The sequence below is a fragment of the Streptomyces sp. NPDC050504 genome, from assembly GCF_044458065.1.
Lineage (GTDB): Bacteria > Actinomycetota > Actinomycetes > Streptomycetales > Streptomycetaceae > Streptomyces.
On record NZ_JBITHO010000005.1, the window covers coordinates 32,967 to 51,729 of the forward strand.

The 18,763-nt window shown below is 74.7% G+C and carries 12 protein-coding genes; 10 read left to right on the forward strand and 2 right to left on the reverse strand.

The window, feature by feature from the left end:
• Window position 1: 1 nt before the first annotated feature.
• The 10 genes from ACIBNE_RS19245 to ACIBNE_RS19290 all read left to right on the forward strand — a co-directional run bounded on the left by ACIBNE_RS19245 (window position 2) and on the right by ACIBNE_RS19290 (window position 14,904).
• The gene (locus ACIBNE_RS19245; RefSeq protein ID WP_399273034.1) at window positions 2–1,267 is read left to right on the forward strand and encodes a 6-phospho-beta-glucosidase; all 1,266 of its coding nucleotides are present in this window, start codon (window positions 2–4) and stop codon (window positions 1,265–1,267) included.
• The gene (locus ACIBNE_RS19250; protein ID WP_399273036.1) at window positions 1,258–2,238 is read left to right on the forward strand and encodes an N-acetylglucosamine kinase; all 981 of its coding nucleotides are present in this window, start codon (window positions 1,258–1,260) and stop codon (window positions 2,236–2,238) included. The genes ACIBNE_RS19245 and ACIBNE_RS19250 overlap by 10 nt, the downstream gene beginning before the upstream one ends.
• A gap of 307 nt (window positions 2,239–2,545) precedes the next feature.
• Window positions 2,546–3,895, forward strand: coding sequence for a hypothetical protein (locus ACIBNE_RS19255; protein WP_399273038.1), 1,350 nt, complete (start codon window positions 2,546–2,548; stop codon window positions 3,893–3,895).
• 11 nt (window positions 3,896–3,906) lie between these two features.
• On the forward strand, window positions 3,907–4,911 hold the full coding sequence (locus tag ACIBNE_RS19260; protein WP_399273040.1) for a glutamate ABC transporter substrate-binding protein: 1,005 nt from the start codon (window positions 3,907–3,909) through the stop codon (window positions 4,909–4,911).
• Between the two features lie 61 nt (window positions 4,912–4,972).
• Complete coding sequence (locus tag ACIBNE_RS19265) at window positions 4,973–6,313, forward strand: hypothetical protein (RefSeq protein ID WP_399273042.1); 1,341 nt, start codon at window positions 4,973–4,975, stop codon at window positions 6,311–6,313.
• Entirely contained in the window at window positions 6,310–9,054 is a 2,745-nt protein-coding gene (locus ACIBNE_RS19270; protein WP_399273044.1) for a tetratricopeptide repeat protein, read from the forward strand. Before ACIBNE_RS19265 ends, ACIBNE_RS19270 begins: the two co-directional genes overlap by 4 nt.
• Before the next feature lie 3 nt (window positions 9,055–9,057).
• A complete protein-coding gene (locus tag ACIBNE_RS19275; RefSeq protein ID WP_399273046.1) occupies window positions 9,058–10,500 on the forward strand; it encodes a PP2C family serine/threonine-protein phosphatase in 1,443 nt (480 codons plus the stop codon).
• A gap of 90 nt (window positions 10,501–10,590) precedes the next feature.
• Window positions 10,591–11,949: a VWA domain-containing protein gene (locus ACIBNE_RS19280; RefSeq protein ID WP_399273047.1), complete on the forward strand. Its 1,359-nt coding sequence runs from the start codon at window positions 10,591–10,593 to the stop codon at window positions 11,947–11,949.
• Between the two features lie 71 nt (window positions 11,950–12,020).
• Window positions 12,021–13,877: an FHA domain-containing protein gene (locus ACIBNE_RS19285; RefSeq protein ID WP_399273048.1), complete on the forward strand. Its 1,857-nt coding sequence runs from the start codon at window positions 12,021–12,023 to the stop codon at window positions 13,875–13,877.
• A 121-nt stretch (window positions 13,878–13,998) separates the two neighbouring features.
• Window positions 13,999–14,904 (forward strand): aminoglycoside phosphotransferase family protein, encoded by a 906-nt coding sequence (locus ACIBNE_RS19290; RefSeq protein WP_399273050.1) that lies wholly within the window; start codon window positions 13,999–14,001, stop codon window positions 14,902–14,904.
• Between the two features lie 101 nt (window positions 14,905–15,005).
• On the opposite strand, the gene ACIBNE_RS19295 is transcribed toward ACIBNE_RS19290, so the two are convergent.
• Both ACIBNE_RS19295 and ACIBNE_RS19300 read right to left on the reverse strand, forming a co-directional pair.
• The gene (locus ACIBNE_RS19295; RefSeq protein ID WP_399273052.1) at window positions 15,006–15,986 is read right to left on the reverse strand and encodes an ABC transporter ATP-binding protein; all 981 of its coding nucleotides are present in this window, start codon (window positions 15,984–15,986) and stop codon (window positions 15,006–15,008) included.
• Complete coding sequence (locus ACIBNE_RS19300) at window positions 15,983–18,763, reverse strand: FtsX-like permease family protein (RefSeq protein WP_399273054.1); 2,781 nt, start codon at window positions 18,761–18,763, stop codon at window positions 15,983–15,985. The genes ACIBNE_RS19295 and ACIBNE_RS19300 overlap by 4 nt, the downstream gene beginning before the upstream one ends.

The window sequence follows — 18,763 nt, forward strand, 5'->3', positions numbered from 1 at the left end:
CATGAAGCTCGCTGTCGTGGGGGGCGGTTCCACCTACACGCCCGAACTCATCGACGGATTCGCCCGATTGCGCGACACGCTGCCCATCGAGGAACTGGTCCTCGTCGACCCGGCGGCCGACCGCCTGGAACTGGTCGGCGGACTCGCCCGGCGGATCTTCGCCAAGCAGGGCCACCCGGGCAGGATCGTCACCACGTCCGACGTGGACGCCGGGGTCGCGGACGCCGACGCCGTCCTGCTCCAGCTGCGCGTCGGCGGCCAGGCCGCCCGTCTGAACGACGAGACCTGGCCGCTGGAGTGCGGCTGCGTCGGCCAGGAGACCACCGGCGCCGGCGGCCTCGCCAAGGCGCTGCGGACCGTGCCCGTCGTGCTGGACATCGCCGAGCGGGTGCGCCGCACCAACCCCGACGCGTGGATCATCGACTTCACCAACCCGGTCGGCATCGTGACCCGCGCCCTGCTGAACGCCGGGCACAAGGCCGTCGGGCTGTGCAACGTGGCCATCGGCTTCCAGCGCAAGTTCGCGAAGCTGCTCGACGTCACGCCGGGCGAGGTCCACCTCGACCACGTCGGCCTCAACCACCTGACGTGGGAGCTGGGCGTGCGCGTCGGCGGCCCCGAGGGCGAGGACGTCCTGCCGCGGCTGCTCGCCGAGCACGGCGACGCCATCGCCGCCGACCTGCGCATGCCGCGCGAGATCGTCGACCGGCTCGGCTCGGTGCCCTCGTACTACCTGCGCTACTTCTACCAGCACGACGAGGTCGTGCGGGAGCTGCGCACCAAGCCCTCGCGGGCCGCGGAAGTCGCCGAGATGGAGCGGCAGTTGCTGGCGATGTACGGCGACCCGGCGCTGGACAAGAAGCCGGAGCTGCTGGCCAAGCGCGGCGGCGCCTTCTACTCGGAGGCGGCGGTCGACCTCGCGGCGGCCCTGCTGGGCGGCTCGGGCTCGCGGCACCAGGTCGTCAACACGTACAACAACGGCACGCTGCCCTTCCTCCCCGACGACGCGGTGATCGAGGTCCAGGCGAAGGTGGACGGCAAGGGCGCGACCCCGCTGCCCGTGCGGCGCTTCGACGCGCTGTACGCGGGGCTCATCGCCAACGTCACCGCGTACGAGCACCTGGCCCTCGAAGCGGCCCTCCAGGGCGGCCGGGAGCGGGTCTTCAAGGCGCTGCTCGCCCACCCGCTGATCGGGCAGTACGAGTACGCCGAGAAGCTCACGGACCAGCTGGTCTCGCACAACCGGGAGCACCTCGCGTGGGCGTGACTCCTTCGGTCCTCGCCGTCGACGCGGGCAACAGCAAGACCGACGTGGCCGTGATCGCACCGGACGGCACCGTCGTCGGCACCGCGCGAGGGGGCGGCTTCCAGCCCCCGGTGGTCGGAGTGCGGGCCGCGGTCGACGCGCTGGCCGAGATCGTGGCGCGGGCGCTCGCCGAGGCCGGGGCCGACCGCGTCGAGCAGGTGGCCGCCTGCCTGGCCAACGCCGACCTGCCGGTGGAGGAGGAGCAGTTGGCCGCCGCCGTCGCGGAGCGCGGCTGGGGCGACGCCGTCGACGTGCGCAACGACACCTTCGCGATCCTGCGGGCCGGGCTGCCGCAGGGCGCCGAGCCGCGCGGCGTGGCCGTGGTGTGCGGCGCGGGCATCAACTGCGTGGGCATGCTGCCGGACGGCCGCGCCGCCCGCTTCCCCGCCATCGGCCGGATATCCGGCGACTGGGGCGGGGGCGGCGGACTCGCCGACGAGGCGCTGTGGTTCGCCGCGCGGGCCGAGGACGGGCGCGGCGAGCCGACCGGGCTGGCCGAGGCGCTGCCCGCGCACTTCGGCCTCTCCACGATGTACGGGCTGATCGAGGCCCTGCACCTGGGGCGCGTACCGCTGGTGCGCAAGCACGAACTCACCCCGGTGCTCTTCGCGGTGGCCGCCGCGGGCGACGCCGTGGCGCGCGGCCTGGTCGAGCGGCAGGCCGACGAGGTCGTGGCGCTGGCGTCGGTCGCGCTCGGCAGGCTGGACCTGCTGGCCGACGAGACGCCGGTGGTGCTCGGCGGCAGCGTGCTGGCCGCCCGCCACCCGCTGCTCGACGACCGGATCCACGAACGCCTCGCGGCGCGCGCCCCCAAGGCCGTGGTGCGGGTCGTGACGGAGCCTCCGGTGCTGGGCGCCGCGCTGCTCGGCCTGGACCGGGCGACGGGCGCCGACCCGGGCGCCGAACTGCGGCTGCGGGCGCACTACGCCTGATCCGCGGCCCCCGGCCGCACTGCCGCCGCCGCCCGCGCCCGGGTTGCCCCGGGCGCGGGCGGCGGCTTCGGCGTGCCCGGGGCCCGGCGGGTTCTTCGGCCGGTGAGGGCACGGCGACGACCGGGAACCGAACGGGCGTGCAAGACGTGTTCCAGTTGGGGAGATCGGCACCGCGCGGGAACGTCGTGCACATGATCCAGGCAATCGTGGTGTGGATGTCAGCCCCTGCGGCCATACTGCTGGCCGGGCAGTAGTTCTCCGTACCGTCGGGGAACGGGCCACCGTCAGTGACCGAGGGGGAGGTCAAGTGACACACGCGCCGAGCGAGCCGTCCGCGCCGCCCGCCGTGCCGCGCCGGGGGGCGTGGGACGTGGGCAGGGAGCGGCTGCGGACGGCCGCGACGACCGAACCCGGCAGACTCCGGATCATCGGAGCCGTCGTGGCCGCCCTGGTCGTGGTGTTCGGGGCCGTCACGGCCTTCGAGGTCGCGGACCGCGCCTCGTCGGCCGACGACGTGGTGAACCGCAGCCAGCCGCTGAGCGCCGACGCGGCGAGCATCTACCGCTCGCTCGCCGACGCCGACACCACCGCCGCGAACGGCTTCCTCGCCGGGGCGACCGAGCCCCGCGCCATCACCGACCGCTACGACCTGGACATCAGACAGGCCGCCCAGCTGCTGGTGAAGGCCGCGGCCACCACCGACGGATCGTCCACGTCGGGGCAGCAGATCACCCTCCTCAACGAACAACTCCCCCGCTACACGGGGCTGATCGAGCGGGCCCGCGCCAACAACCGCCAGGGGCTGCCGCTGGGCGGCGCCTACCTGCGGTACGCCAACCAGGTCATGAGCAAGGAACTGCTCCCGGCCGCCGAGAAGCTGTACGCGGCCGAGACCGCCCGGCTGGACGAGGACCACGACGCGACCCGCGCCTGGCCCCTGCTGTCCCTCGCCGCGGGACTCGTCGCGCTCGGCGCGCTCGGCTGGGCGCAGCGGCGCAACTACCGGCGCACGAACCGGGTCCTCAACCACGGGCTGCTCGCCGCGACGGCCGCGACGACCGTCGTGCTGCTCTGGCTGGCCGTGGGCCACACGGTCGCGCGGGCCGACCTGCGGGACGCGAAGGTGCACGGACAGGAGTCGCTGGACGTGCTCAACAAGGCGCGCATCGACTCGCTGAAGGCGCGCGCCAACGAGAACCTGACCCTGGTCGCGCGGGGCGCGGTGCTCACCAAGGGCGGCGAGGACCTGTACGAGACCCAGTACGCCAAGGGCATGTCCTCCCTCGTCGAGGAGCTGGCGCGGGCGAAGGACCGCGCGGACGACTCTCCGGGGAGGGATCCGGTGGCCGCCGCCCTGTCCGGGGTGACCAGGTGGCAGGCGCTGCACACCGACGCCCGAGCCACCGACGACGCGGGCAACTACGAGGGCGCGCTGAAGCTGGTGACCGGCGCCGAGCAGTCGACGGGCAGTGCGTTCTCGAAGGTCGACAAGGCACTGGCCGATGCGATAGCCCATGAGCAGCAGGAGTTCACCCGGGCTGCGGAGGACGGGCGCGGGGCGTTCGACGGACTGTCGATCGGCGCCGCCATCCTCGCGGTACTGGGCGCGGTCGGCACGGTCCTCGGCATCAACCGCAGGCTCTCGGAGTACCGGTGAGAGGGGGAGCGATGGGTTCCAGGCTTCGCGGCTGGGGCGGCGTGGGCGCCATGGCCGTCGCCTGCGCGGCGAGCGCCGCGCTCCTGCTGCCGCTCGGCGGCAGCGACGGCGGCGGCTCCGACGGGGCACCGCGCGGCGGACCCGGCGCGGGCAGCGCGCTGCCCGCGGTGGCCGACGACTGCGCGACCCCCGAGGCGAGCCTGCGGCCGGGCGGGGCCGAGGGCGCGGCGATCAAGCGGATCAAGGACCGGGGCAAGCTCGTCGCCGGCGTCGACCAGAACAGCTACCGCTGGGGGTACCGCAACCCGCAGAACGGCGAGCTGGAGGGCTTCGACATCGACCTGGTGCGGGCGATAGCCAAGGACGTGCTCGGCGACGAGAACGCGGTGATATTCCGGGCGATCCCCACCAACCAGCGGATCCAGGCGCTCCAGAGCGGCAAGGTCGACATCGTGGCGCGCACCATGTCGATCAGCTGCAAGCGCCTCAAGGACGTCTCCTTCTCCACCGCCTACTTCCAGACGGGCCAGCAGCTCCTGGTGCCCAGGGCCGTGCCGAAGAAGGAACTCAGCGGCTACGACCGGACGTTGAAGGGCAAGCGGGTCTGCTCGGCGGAGGGCTCCACCGCGTACGACAAGCTGGCGTCGAAGTCCTACGGCGCGGTCTTCCAGGACGAGCACGACGGCACCGACCTCGACCCGGACCTGATCACCGTCCCCAACCAGCTGGACTGCCTGGTGCGGCTCCAGCTCGGCGAGGTCGACGCGGTGGTCACCGACAGCGCGCTGGCCGCCAGCCAGGCGGCCCAGGACCCGGCGGTGGAGCTGCGCGGGGCGCCCTTCACCACCGAGTACTACGGCGTCGCCACCAAGCTCGGCAGCGACGACCTGGTGCGCCGGATCAACCGGGTGCTGGACGACTACCGCAAGAGCGCCTGGATGAAGTCGTACGAGAAGTGGCTGGAGAAGGGGCTGCCGGGGATCACCGCCCCGCCCGCCCCCAAGTACCGCGACTGACGCGGGAGCACGGCACTACAGGCACGCGGCGGACGCGACAGCAACCACGGAGAGGTGATCGATGAGCGTCACGGGTCCCACCGGTCCCGTCATGGACCGGGACGAGGTGGACCGTGCGCTGGCGCGCCTCGGCGCGGAGCACGAGGCGATCGAGACCTCGCTCCTGGCCCTCCAGGACCACGCGGGGCGCAGGTTGCTGGAAGGCGCGAGCCTCACCGGCGTGACCAAGGAGCGCTGGACCGCGGTCGAGCCCACGATCACCCTGCTCTGGGAGTACTTCGACGCGTACTCCGCCGCGCTCGACCGGGCGCGCGAGCTGCGCGCCAGGCGCCGCTGGCCGGGGGAGAGCGAGCTGGCCGAGCTGACCGAGCGGCTGCGCGGCCGGTCGGTCGCCATCGCGGGCGCCGTCGTCCGGCCCGCCGCCCTGACGGGCCCCGCGAAGCTCTCCGAGCGGTACTCGCTGGAGGAGCTGGTGGCCCGGATGAACGAGCTGTACGCCCGCTCGCTGGACCTCGTCGTCACCGCGGACACCGTCTGGTCGGCGCTGCCCGCCCGGATAGACCTGCTCGCGGCGGAGCTCGGCCGGGTCCGCTCGCTCGCCCACTCGGTGGGCGTGCGCCCCGGCGAGCACCCCGCGGGCGACGAACTCGAATCGATCACGCACGAGTTGGCGACGCTCCGCGCCCAGGTGGTCTCCGACCCGCTCGCCTTCTGGCGCCCAGGCGTCGGCTCGTCCGCGCCGGGCGGCGGCCGCCCCGACACCGAGCGGTACGACAGGGCGGCGCTGGGCCTGGAGGACATCCGCCGCGAGATCGAGGCGGTGCTCGGGGTCAGGCAGGACGCCGAGCAGCGGCTCGTACGGCTGCGGGACGTGCTGCTGCGCGCGGACCGCACGCTCACCGAGGCCCGCTCGGCGCGCGGCGAGGTCCTGGCGAAGATAGCCGCGTCCGAGGTGCCCGTGGTGAGCGGCCCGCCGACCGCGCTCCAGGAGCGCCTCCAGGCCGCCGCCGAGTACCGCAGGCACGCCCAGTGGCACCGGCTCTCGCCGCTCCTGGAGTCGCTGGAGCGGGAGGCCGAGCTGGAGCTGGAGCGGGCGCGGGCCTCGCTGACGGCGGTCACCGCGCCGCTCGCGGTCCGCGCGGAGCTGCGCGGCCGCCTCGACGCGTACAAGGCGAAGGTCGCCCGGCACGGTCTGGCGGAGGACCCGCTGCTGATGGAGCGGTACGACGCGGCGCGCCGGATGCTGTGGAGCGCGCCCTGCGACCTGCGGGTCGCCGAGCAGGCGGTGCTGCGCTACCAGCGGGCGGCGGCCGAGGCGTTCGCCCAGGGCCGCCCGGACGCCGCGGGGCACGCAGGACAGGCAGGGCCCGTAGGACCCGAGGACCGCAGGGGGGATTCATGAGCGAGTCGAAGAAGTGCCAACGCCCCGGCTGCGAGGGGGCGTACGAGGACATGGGCGGCGGCGAGCTGTACTGCGACACCTGCGGCCTGGCGCCCGTGGTGGCGCCGGACGGCCTGCTCGGCTCGCCGCCCACCGGCATCGCGGGCGGCGGGCGCGGCTCGCGCGGCTCGGGCAGCGCGCGGGGGTCGAACAGCTCGTCCGTGCGCAGCGGCAGCGCCCGTACGTCCACCGGCTCGTCCCGCTCCTCGACGTCCAGGCGTTCGGTGTCGGGCCGACTGTCCCGCTCGCTGTCCGGCGCGGCGTCCGCCCGCTCGGTCTCCGTGCGGGCCACCGGCTCGTCGACCGCCTCGTCGGGCCGGGGCAGGCTGGGCGCGGGCCTGGTCGTCGTCCCCGACGTGCCGCGCCCCGACCCGCGCGTCGCGGTGATGGAGAACCCGGAGGTGCCCGAGCGCAAGCGGTTCTGCTCGCGCTCCGACTGCGGGGCGCAGGTGGGCCGGGCGCGCGGCGACCGCCCGGGGCGCACCGAGGGCTTCTGCACCAAGTGCGGCCACCCCTACTCGTTCGTGCCGAAGCTGCACGGCGGCGACATCGTGCGCGGGCAGTACGAGGTGGTGGGCTGTCTGGCGCACGGCGGCCTCGGCTGGATCTACCTCGCCGTCGACCGGGCCGTGTCCGACCGCTGGGTGGTCCTCAAGGGCCTGCTGGACACGGGCGACCAGGACGCGATGGCCGCGGCCATCATGGAGCGCCGCTTCCTCGCGGAGATCGAGCACTCGAACATCGTCCGCATCTACAACTTCGTGGAGCACCTGGACCAGCGGACCGGCTCCATGGACGGCTACATCGTCATGGAGTACGTCGGCGGCAAGTCCCTCAAGGAGATCGCCAACGACCGCCGCACGCCCGCAGGCAAGCGCGACCCGCTGCCGGTCGAGCAGGCCTGCGCGTACGGCATCGAGGCGCTGGAGGCACTGGGGCACCTGCACAGCCGCAACCTGCTGTACTGCGACTTCAAGGTCGACAACGCGATCCAGACGGAAGACCAGCTGAAGCTGATCGACATGGGCGCGGTGCGCCGCATGGACGACGACGAGTCGGCGATCTACGGCACGGTGGGGTACCAGGCGCCCGAGGTCGCCGAGGCGGGGCCTTCGGTCGCCTCCGACCTGTACACGGTGGCGCGGACGCTGGCCGTGCTGACGTTCGACTTCCAGGGGTACACGAACGTCTTCGTGGACTCGCTGCCCGATCCGGACAACATCGAGGTGTTCCGGCAGTACGAGTCGTTCTACCGCTTCCTCGTGCGGGCCACCGACCCCGATCCGGCGCGGCGGTTCGCCTCGGCGCAGGAGATGGCGGAGCAGCTGACGGGGGTGCTGCGGGAGGTGGTCGCGCTCCAGACGGGCTGCCCGCGGCCGTCGCTCTCCACGCTGTTCGGCGCGGAACTGCGGGTGACGGACACGGAGCTGTTCGGCGAGCCGACGGGTGAGGTGTCGCGCCTGGGGGTGCGGAGCGAGGCGGACGCGGGGGCCGCGGGCGGTCTCGTCGGACGCCTGTTCGGCAACGGGCGGCACGCCGGGGGTACGGCTCCCGCCGCGGCCGCGATCGGCTCGGGCACGGTGCCCGGTGCGGGCGCGGTGCCCGGTGCGGGCGGTACGGGCGGTGCGGGCGGGGGCGGTGCGCTCGTGGAGGTGGGCGGGAACACCAACGCGGGCGCCGGGAACACCAACTCGGGTACCGGGGACGCCCCGCACGGTGACCACGGGGGCGGTGCCCCGGAGCACGGTCCCGGCCTCGCCGCGCTGGACGCCCGTACGGCCGCACTCGCGCTGCCCGTCCCCCGGGTCGATCCCGGCGACCCCAACGCGGGCTTCCTCGCCGGCCTCCTCACCTCCGCGCCCGCCGAGCTGATCGCCGCACTCCGGGCGGGCCCGGCCGGCTCCGTCGAAACGCGGCTGCGCGAGCTCCGCGCCCGCCTGGAGATGGACGAACCGGCCGCGGCCGCCGAGGCGTTGACCGCCCTTGAGCTGGACCACTCGGACGACTGGCGCGTCGTCTGGTACCGCGGCCTCTCCTCGCTCGCCTCGGGCGACAACGAGACCGCCGCGCTCTCCTTCGACGCGATCTACGACGCGTTCCCCGGCGAGCCGACCCCCAAGCTGGCGCTCGGCGTCTGCGCCGAGGTGCTGGGCCAGTTGGACAACGCCGCCGAGTACTACCGCCTCGTCTGGGCGACCGACCCCAGTTACGTCAGCGCCGCGTTCGGCCTGGCCCGCGTGCAGGTCGCGGCCGGTGACCGGGGCGGAGCCGTACGCACCCTGGAGTCCGTACCGGAGTCGTCGATCCACTACACGGCTGCGCGGGTCGCGGCCGTACGGGCGCGGCTGCGCGGCCGGTCCCCGCGGGAGCCGCTGCTGGACGACCTGTCCGCCGCGGCCGGGCAGGTCACGGCGCTCCAGCAGTTCGGCCTCGACCCGGTGCGCCGGGCCCGGTTGTCGACCGAGGTACTCGGTACGGCGCTGGACTGGGTACTCTCCGGAAGTCCCGGAGCCGTACCGCCGCAGACCGCGGCCCCGGCCACGGCGAAGCCCGCCCTGCTCGGCAGCGAGCTGGACGAGCGCGGGCTGCGCTTCGGCCTGGAGCGCTCGTTCCGGGTGCTCGCCCGGCTCGCGCAGCATGGCGAGGAGAGGATCGACCTGGTGGAGCGGGCCAACCGCCTCCGCCCCCGGACGTGGGTGTGATTGATGTCCCAGATGGACCAGTTGTCCGCCTGTCCCCGCTGCGACGAGCCCCTGGAAGCGGGGGACTTGTTCTGCGGTGACTGCGGGTACGACCTGTCGACCGCCCCCGCGGCCGGGCCCGGCTCGGACCAGGGCGACCACCCCACGGTCGTGATGGGCACCGCCGTGCCCGCGCCGCCCGCGCCGGACGGCGCGCCCCTGGACGTCGACTGGCCCGAGGCCGCGCCCGGCAGCACCGGCTCCCAGGCCCGCACGCTGCGCCCCGGCGACGTGCCGGGCACGGACTCCACGGGCGACCCGCTGTCCGGCAACACCGGCCACCACCCCGTCCCCGGGGCCCAGGCCGCTGCCGGACCGCACGCCGCCCCCGGCGCGCGCCCCGTCGGTGAAACCGCCGCCGGGAACGGCGACTTCGAGCTGGCCGCCCCCGACCCCCGGATGGCCGCCGCCCCTTCCCCGGCCGCGGCCCCCGCCTCTGCGCCCGCACCCGCCACGCCCCCCGCCGGCACCAGGCTCTGCGTCGCCTGCCGCGCGGGCCACGTCGCCCCCGACGGCTACTGCGAGAACTGCGGCCACGCCCAGCCCCGCGAGCGCGACCACATGGAGCGCGAACTGGACGCGGTCGCCGCCGTGAGCGACAAGGGCCTGCGCCACCACCGCAACGAGGACGCGTTCGCGATCTCCACCACCGCGCTGCCCGACGGCTCCCCCGCCGTCGTGGCGATCGTCTGCGACGGCGTCTCCTCCGCGACCCGCCCCGACGAGGCGTCCGCCGCCGCGGCCGCCGCGGCCAACGAGTCGCTGCTGGCCGCCCTGCCGCGCGGCACGCACCCGCAGACCGCGCTGCACGAGGCGATCGTCGCCGCCGCCGACGCCGTCAACGCGCTGGCCGACGCGCCCGCCGGCGCACAGGAGCACGACCCGCACCGCCACCACCACCAGAACGCACCCGCCTGCACCATCGTCGGCTCGGTCGTCGCGGGCGGCCTGCTGGTCGTCGGCTGGATCGGCGACAGCCGCGCCTACTGGGTGCCCGACGACCGCAGCGGCCCGCCCGCCCGGCTCACCGAGGACGACTCCTGGGCCGCCCAGATGGTCGCGGCGGGCCTGATGAACGAGGCGGAGGCGTACGCGGACGAGCGCGCCCACGCCATCACGGGCTGGCTCGGCGCGGACGCGTACGAAATCGACCCGCACACCGCTTCCTTCAAACCCGACAGGCCGGGTGTAGTGGTGGTGTGCACCGACGGCCTGTGGAACTACGCGGAGGCCGCGGAGGAGATGGCCGCGGCGATCCCGGCCGACGCCGCGCTGCGCCCGCTGCACAGCGCCCGGGTGCTCGTGGGCCACGCCCTGGACGGCGGCGGGCACGACAACGTAACAGTGGCCGTGGTGCCGTTCGCGCTTCCGCCGCGAGGGGCAGGATCGGCCTACGGCGAGGCGTGAGCCCGGCCGGAACGCGCTGCCCGACCCACCGTGCCGCACCGATCCCGTGCCGCCTTCATCCGTTGTGTGGAGCATTGAGGAGCCGACCACATGGCTAATTTCTCCAAGTCGAACGTGCCGCAGTTCTCCGTCGACGTCTACCAGAACGAGTACCTGCCGGAGGGCGGCCGCGAGGTCAGCGCGATCGTCACGGTCACCTCGACCGGCGGCGGCACCACCGGCGGCGCACCCCTGACCGGGGCCTCCGCGTCACCGTCCGGCATACCGGCGCGGGGCGCGAACGCCGCCGTCGTGATCATGGTCGACTGCTCGGGCTCCATGGACTACCCGCCCACCAAGATGCGCAACGCCCGCGACGCCACCGCCGCCGCGATCGACACCCTGCGCGACGGCACGCTGTTCGGGATCGTCGACGGCACGCACGTGGCGCGCGAGGTCTACCCGGGCAACGGCCGCCTCGCCACGGCGGGCGCCGCCACCCGTGCGCAGGCCAAGGAGGCGCTGCGCAGGCTGAAGGTCGGCGGCGGCACCGCGATCGGCACCTGGCTGCGGCTGGCCGACCGGCTCCTCGCGGACGCCGACGTGGCCATCAGGCACGGCATCCTGCTGACCGACGGCCGCAACGAGCACGAGTCGCCGGACGCCCTGCGGGCCACCCTCGACGCCTGCGCGGGGCGCTTCACCTGCGACGCGCGCGGCGTCGGCACCGACTGGGAGGTGAAGGAGGTCACCGGCATCGCCTCCGCGCTCCTGGGCACCGCCGACATCGTCGCCGACCCGTCCGGACTCGCCGCGGACTTCACGCAGATGATGGAGACCGCGATGGGCAAGGAGGTCGCGGACGTCGCGCTGCGGCTGTGGACACCGGTCGGCGTGGAGATCCAGTTCGTGAAGCAGGTGGCCCCCACCGTCGAGGACCTGACCGCCCGGCGCACCGAGGCGGGCCCCAGGGCCGGGGACTACCCGACCGGCTCGTGGGGCGACGAGTCGCGGGACTACCACGTGTCCGTACGGGTCCCCGAGGCGGGCATCGGCCGGGAGATGCTGGCCGCCCGGGTCTCGCTGATCCTGCCCGACGCCGCGGGCGGCGCCCCGCAGACCCTCTCGCAGGGGCTGGTGCGGGCGGTCTGGACGGACGACATGGCGGCCTCCACGCGCATCAACCCGCAGGTCGCCCACTACACGGGCCAGGCGGAGCTGGCCCAGGTCATCCAGCAGGGCCTGGACGCCCGCAAAGCGGGTGATTTCGACGGGGCGACGGCCAAACTGGGGCGCGCCGTGCAACTCGCGTCGGCCTCCGGGAACGCCGATACGGCGAAACTCCTTTCGAAGGTGGTAGACGTCGTCGATGCCGCGACGGGTACTGTGCGATTGAAGGCGAAGGTCGCGGAGGCGGACGAGATGACGCTCGAAACCCGCTCCACCAAGACGGTTCGCGTGAAGAAGTGACAGCTCGTACCGATTTGTCGCTGTAGTACAGCAAAGCACCGCCGAAGAACGATGAAGGGGGACGCGTCTCCATGCCGACCTGCCCGAACGGACACCAGTCGGACTCCGACGACTGGTGCGAGGTCTGCGGCCACCGCATGGCCGGGGCGGGCGCGCCCGCGGGTGCCGTGCCGCCGCCTCCCCCGCCGCCGGCGGCCCCCGGGTACGGCTATCCGCCGTCCGGCGACCCGAACGCGACCGCCCAGGCGGAGCTGTGCCCGCAGTGCCGTACGCCGCGCGAGGCGAACGCTCCCTTCTGCGAGGAGTGTCGCTGGAACTACCTGACGAACATGGCGACGTCGTACACCCCGCTGGCCCCGCGCCACCCCCTGCCGGGGAGCCCGGGAGCGGGTGGCCCCGGCGGGCCCGGCGGACAGCGGGGTCCTGGTGGGCCCGGCGGTCCTGGTGGGCCTGGCGGTCCTGGTGGGCCTGGCGGTCCTGGTGGGCAGGGCGGCTTCAACGGTCCTGGTGCGCCCGGGGGCCCCGGCCCGAACGGACCCGGCGGCTTCAACGGCCCCGGCGGCCAGGGTGGGCCCGGCGGCCCCGGCGGCTTCAACGCTCCTGGTGGGCCCGGCGGCCCGGGTGGACCGGGTGAACCCGGCGCGTTCAACGGCCCGAACGGCCCCGGCGGCTTCAACAACCCCGGCGGACCGAACGGACCCGGAAACTTCGACGGACCCGGCGGCCCCGGCGGCCCCGGCCCGCACGCTCCCGGCGGCTTCAACGGCCCCGACGGACCCGGCGGCTTCGACGGGCCCGGCAGTCCCGGCTACAACGGCCCCCGCACCCCGGTCAGCCCCAACGCCCCCGGCGGCTTCAACGGACCGGGACCGAACGGCCCCGGTGGCTTCAACGGCCCCGGCGGACCGAACGGACCCGGCGCGTTCAACAACCCCGGCGGTCCCGAGGGCCCCGGCGGCTTCAACGGCCCGAACGGCCCCGGCGGACCCGGCGGCTTCGACGGCCCCGGCGGGCCGAACGGACCCGGCGGCCCCGAAGGGCCCGGCGCGCCCGGCCCCTCCGTACCCGGGCTCCCGCTTCCCCCCGGTTTCCAGTCCCAGCAGCCCGGCGGCGGCCTCGCCCAGGGCCCGCAGGGGCAGTCGCCCACGTCCGGCGACTCGTTCGACTACCAGAGTTCGAGCCCGTCCCGGATGAACCGGGGCGCCGAGCCGCTCGCCCCCGAGCAGTCCGCGCCGCCCGCCCCGCCCGCCTCGCAGCAGGCTCCCCAGCAGACCCCGCCGCAGGGCCCGCCGCCCCCGCCCGCCTTCCCGCAGCCGCAGCCGCAGGGGACGCCCGGCGGCGGCGAGGACGACTGGATGCTGCCGCCGCCCTCGCAGCAGCACCCCCAGTCGGCCCCCCAGCAGGCTCCCCCGCAGGCGCCGCACCCCTCGCAGGCACCCCACCAGCAGCACGGGGTCCCGCAGCACCAGCAGGAGCACCAGCACCAGCCGCCCCAGGCCCCGCAGCCGTACCCGTCGCCCTCCGCGGGCTGGACCGCGGTCGTCGGGCCCGACAGGGAGTACTTCCTGGCGATGATGCAGCGCAGCGGCCCCGAGGCCTCGGGCCTCAACCTGCCCGCGTACTCCCCCGAGCAGCACCTGCCGCTCCAGGGGAACCAGGTGACGATCGGCCGCCGCAGGCACTCCACGGGCGAGTCCCCCGACATCGACCTGTCGGTGCCGCCGGAGGACCCGGGCGTCTCGCACCAGCACGCGGTGCTCGTGCAGCAGCCGGACGGCTCCTGGGCGGTCGTCGACCAGAACTCGACGAACGGCACCACGGTGAACGGCGCCGAGGAGCCGATCCAGCCCTACGTCCCCGTACACCTCCAGGACGGCGACCGGGTGCACGTCGGCGCCTGGACGACGATCACGCTCCGCCGGGGCTGACCCGTACGGAACCGGACACCCGCGACGCCGCCGCCTCCCTGGACCCGGGGGCGGCGGCGTCGCACCGCCGTCCCCCGGAAACTCGCTGGCCTCCCGCGCCCCCGGCGTCCAGACTTCCGTCGTGACGCTCCACCAGAACGAGATCCACTCGGACGAGGCACTCGTCGGATCGCTCGTGAGAACACAGTGCCCCCAGTGGTCCGACCTGCCGTTGTCCTTCGCGGGCGCGGGGACGGACAACACCATGTACCGGTTGGGTGACGAGCTGCTCGTACGGCTTCCGCGGACCGCCGACACGGCACGGTCGCTCCGGAAGGAACAGGAGTGGCTGCCCCGCCTGGCGCCCCACCTCACGCGCCGCGTCCCCGAGCCCGTCCACGCCGGGACGCCGACCGGCGCCTTCCCGCTCCCCTGGTCGGTCTACCGCTGGATCGACGGCGACGTGCCGGGACCCGGCACCGTCGCCGACTGGGCCGCCTTCGGGGCGGACCTCGCGACGGCCGTGCGCGAGTTCCACGGCATCGACCTGATGGGCGCGGTCCGCGCGGACGACCTCAGCTGGTACCGCGGGGGCGACCTGAGCGAGTGCGACCCGTGGGTGGGCGACCGCCTCGACGAGTGCCGCGCCCTGGTGGGCCACGAACTCGACGTGGACGCCCTGGCGGAGATGTGGCGGGCCGCACGCGCCCTGCCCGCGTCCACCGCGCCCCACGTGTGGCTCCACGGCGACCTCAAGCCCACCAACCTCCTGGTGCGGGAGGGCGGGCTGCACGCGGTCATCGACTTCGGCTGCCTCTCGGTCGGCCTGCCCGACGCCGAGCACTCCACGGTCTGGGACCTGCCGCCCGAGGCGCGGCGGGCCTACTGGAACGCGCTGGACCTGGACACCGCGACCTGGTCCCGCGCTCGGGCCTGGGCGATCGCGGTGGGCGTCAACGGACTCACGTACTACTGGCACACCTACCCGGCCTTCGTGGCCGACTGCCGAGCCCGCCTCCAAGCGGTCCTCACCACCCCGACCGGCTGAGGGCCTGGGTCCGGACCTGGGTCGGATCGGCGCGGCCCCCAGGTCCGGACACAGGCTCTGGGGCTCCCCGCTCCCCTCGCCCCTCGTCGATCGCCGCGGCCTCAGCCGCCGTTGCCCGCGGGCCCGTCCGCTCCGTCCGGCCACACGCCGATGTGGTCCTGTTCCAGTTCCAGCATGACCCGGTCCCGCATGCCCAGCGTCTGGGTGTACTCCGCGGGGAGCTGGAGGCGGCCCGCCCGGTCGAGCATGGCGTACTCGCGGGCCACCAGGGACTCCTGGCCGGTCGTCGCGTCGACCTCGGTGCGGCGCAGGACCTCGGACGAGGTGCGGCCGTCGCGGATGGCGACCGTGCGGCGCACCTCGTCGGCGACCGCCTGGTCGTGGGTGACGATCACGATCGTCGTGCCCAGCTCCTCGTTCGCGCGGCGGAACGCGGCGAAGATCTGCTCGCCGGTCGCCGAGTCCAGCTCGCCGGTCGGTTCGTCGGCGAGCAGCACGGAGGGCGCGTTGGCCAGTGCGACGGCGATCGCGACCCGCTGCTGCTGGCCGCCGGACAGCTGCTGGGGGCGGCGGTCGCGGCAGTCCGCGATGTCCATCATCCGCAGCAGTTCCTCGGCCCGGTCGGCCCGGTCCGCCTTCTTCACCGCGCCGCCGCCACCGCTCTTGCCGCGCAGTTGCATCGGCAGCATGACGTTCTGGACCGCCGTCATGTACGGCAGCAGGTTGCGCGCCGTCTGCTGCCAGACGAAACCCACCACGTCCCGCCGGTAGCGCAGCCGTTCCTTCGCGCCCATGGCGAGCAGGTCGCAGCCCCCGACCTTCGCCGCGCCCGCCGTGGGGACGTCGAGCCCGGCCAGGATGTTCATCAGGGTCGACTTGCCGCTACCGGACGCGCCGACCAGGGCCATCAACTCGCCCTCCCTGACGAGGAGGTCCAGGCCCTGGAGCGCCTGCACCTCCACTCCGTCCGCGCTGAAGATCCGGACCAGCCGGTCACAGGTGATCAGCGCGTCGTGCCCGAAGGAAGGTCGGTCCCGCCGCTCGGCGGCCCGCTGCTCAAGCTCGGCCAGCGTCGTCATCATCGGTTGTCTCCCGCCCTCAGTTCATTGATGGGGCCGCGCCGTCCGGTCCACCAGGCCTGCCCCGCGGCCACCGCGGCCGCGAGCACCAGCAGGCCCAGTGCGGGCAGGCCGAGTGACCAGGCGTCGGTGCGCAGCGAGGCGTCCGCCAGCAGTTCGGTGGTCGCGCCCGGCGCCTGGGACAGGGCCAGCCGGCCCAGGTCGATTCCGGGGTCGAGCAGGGCGATGGTCGCCCAGCCGACCAGGACGCCGCCGACCGCCGCGAGGAGCGCCTGCGGCAGCGCCTCGTAGATCAGCAGTCGTCGGCTCTGTCCGCCGGTCAGGCCCATGGTGCGCAGCCTGGCCAGCAGGGTGGTGCGCTCGCCCGCGGTCTGGAGCAGGGAGAGCAGCAGGGCCAGTACGGCGTAGCCCGCGCCGGCCCCGATGGCCGCGGTGTAGATGCGGCGGGCGCCCGACTGCATCTGCGAGTCGCGGTACTGGGCGCGTTCCTCTGCGCGTGCCAGGACCTTGAAGCCCTTGGCCGCGGCGCGCAGGGCGGCCGGGTCGGCGCCGGGGCCGGAGACCAGCAGCGTGGTGGTCTGCCGGTGGACCAGGCCCGCGGTGTTGACGACGAGGAAGCTGCGGTCGCGCACGGCCGCGGTGCGGTGGCGGACGGCCACCACGCGCACGGTGAAGTCGCCCGCCCGGGTGAGGAGTTTGCGCGGTGCCGTGCCGAGCCGCCGGGCGACGTCGGGCGAGGCGATCGCGGTGAGCGTCCGGTCGGCGGCGTCGCCGTTCGGCTTGCCCGCCGCGCTGCCGGTGGCGGTCAGTTCGCGCGCGGGGACCGGGCCGATGTCGGCGTCGCGGGAGATCCGCTCGTACGACGTCGGCTCGACGCCCACGAGGGTCAGGCTGGCGCCGTCGGTGGACTGGTCCTCGGTGAGCACCGGGACGCCGTACTCGATCAGTACTGGCGCCACGGCCCGTACGCCCGCGGTGCCGCGGACCTCGTCGACGGCGGCGGGCGGGATCTCCAGGAGGTCGGCGGGGCCGGAGATCCGGGCGTCGGCGCCGGTGGTGAGCGTCGCGGTGCGGTCCCGTGCCTGGTCGATCCCGGCGAGCACGGCGCCGCCGAACGCGGCCGTGGTGAGCGCGGTGAGCAGGGCGAGCAGCGGGAGCGCGCCGTTGCCCGCCGGGGCGCGGCCCGCCCTGGCCAGCGAGAGGAAGCCGACGGCTCCCCTGGTCCTGGCGGAGGGGCGGGCGGCGAGCCGCAGCGGCAGCGGGTAGAGGCGGACCAGGACGAGGGCGGCGATCAGGCCGACCAGGACGGGGGCTGTGCTGACCAGCAGGTCGGTGGAGCCGCCCGTGCCGCGTCGGCGCAGTGCGGCGACGGCGCCGACGGCGAGGACCAGCAGGGCGAGTTCGGCGACGGTGCGGCGCTTGGAGGGGCGGGCGGAGACGACGTCCTCGCGGCCGCCGTGGGACTGCGGCCTGCGGTGGGCGAACACGGCGCGCAGCGGCAGGGCGAGACAGCCGACCAGGGCGAAGGCGCCCGCGCCGACGAGCGAGGGGCCGGTCCTGCCGTCGCCGACGGTGAGCAGCGCGAGGAGCAGGCCGAGTGCGGCGGCGGGCAGGACGACGACGGAGGTCTCGGCGAGCAGCCGGCCGCCGATGCCGCGCAGGGAGCCGCCGCGCGAGCGCAGCAGGGCCAGTTCGGCGCGGCGGCGGGCCGCGGCGAGGCCGCCCGCCATGGCGATGACGATGGCGGCGACGGCGCCGACTCCGCTGGCGGCGACGGCGATGATCGGGGTGAGCGCGCCGCGCGTGTCGTCGAAGGCGTTCAGCCGGTCGTCGAGGTCGGTGGCGAGGTCCGCGTTGTCGCCGCCCGCCTCGCGCACGGCGACGAGTCCCGGCCCGGATTCGAGGGCGGCGACGCGCTCCTTGAGCAGGCCGATGTCGGTGGCCCGCACGCGGCGCGCGTCGGGCACGTAGTCCCAGTACATCTCGACGGAGCCCTGGAAGCGGTTGAGCCGCAGCACGGCGGGGCCCGCCTCGGGGGGCAGCAGCAGGGCGCCGGTCCAGAAGTAGAGGGGTGGCGGCTTGGGCGTGGCCTTGGGGGCGAGGGTCGGGGTGTGCAGCAGCGGGTCGACGGACCAGTAGGGGCTGCCGGGGTCGACGGGGTCGACGATGCCGGTGATCCGTACGGCCAGGCCGTCGGCGACGCCGAGGTTGACCACGGAGCCGGTCTTGATGTGCAGGGCCTTGGCGGTGGCGGAGGTGAGGGTGCCCTCGATCTCCCGGGTGCCCTCGCCGACGGCGCCCTTGACGACGGGCCAGCGGCCTTCGCGGAGCTTGGCGTGCTCGCGCAGGCCCGAGCGGGCGTGGAGGGTCAGCTCGGGGTCGACCCGGTCGGGGCGCGGCAGGTAGGGGTCGGGGGAGGCGACGGCGTGGGTGTTGCGCGTGCCGTGGGCGGACTGGGCGGGGTCGATGGCGAGGGGCGCGTCGAAGAGGGCGCGCAGCTTCTCGTCGCGTTCGGCCAGTTCGGGGGCGCGCAGGAGCTGGTCGGCGTTGCTGGGGTCCTGGCCCGCCTGGTAGGGCGGGTTGCTGACGCGCAGGACGCTGCGCATGGGGAAGGCGTCGATGTCGGCGCGCAGTGCCTTGGTCTCGTAGCTGTCGACGGCCCTGGGCAGGGCGGCGGCGAGGAAGCTGCTGAGCAGGACGAGCAGGGCCAGGGCGAGGGCGGCGCCCGGCGCGGTGCGCAGCCTGGTGCGTACCCAGGGTGCGGCGGCTGGGTTCTTCAT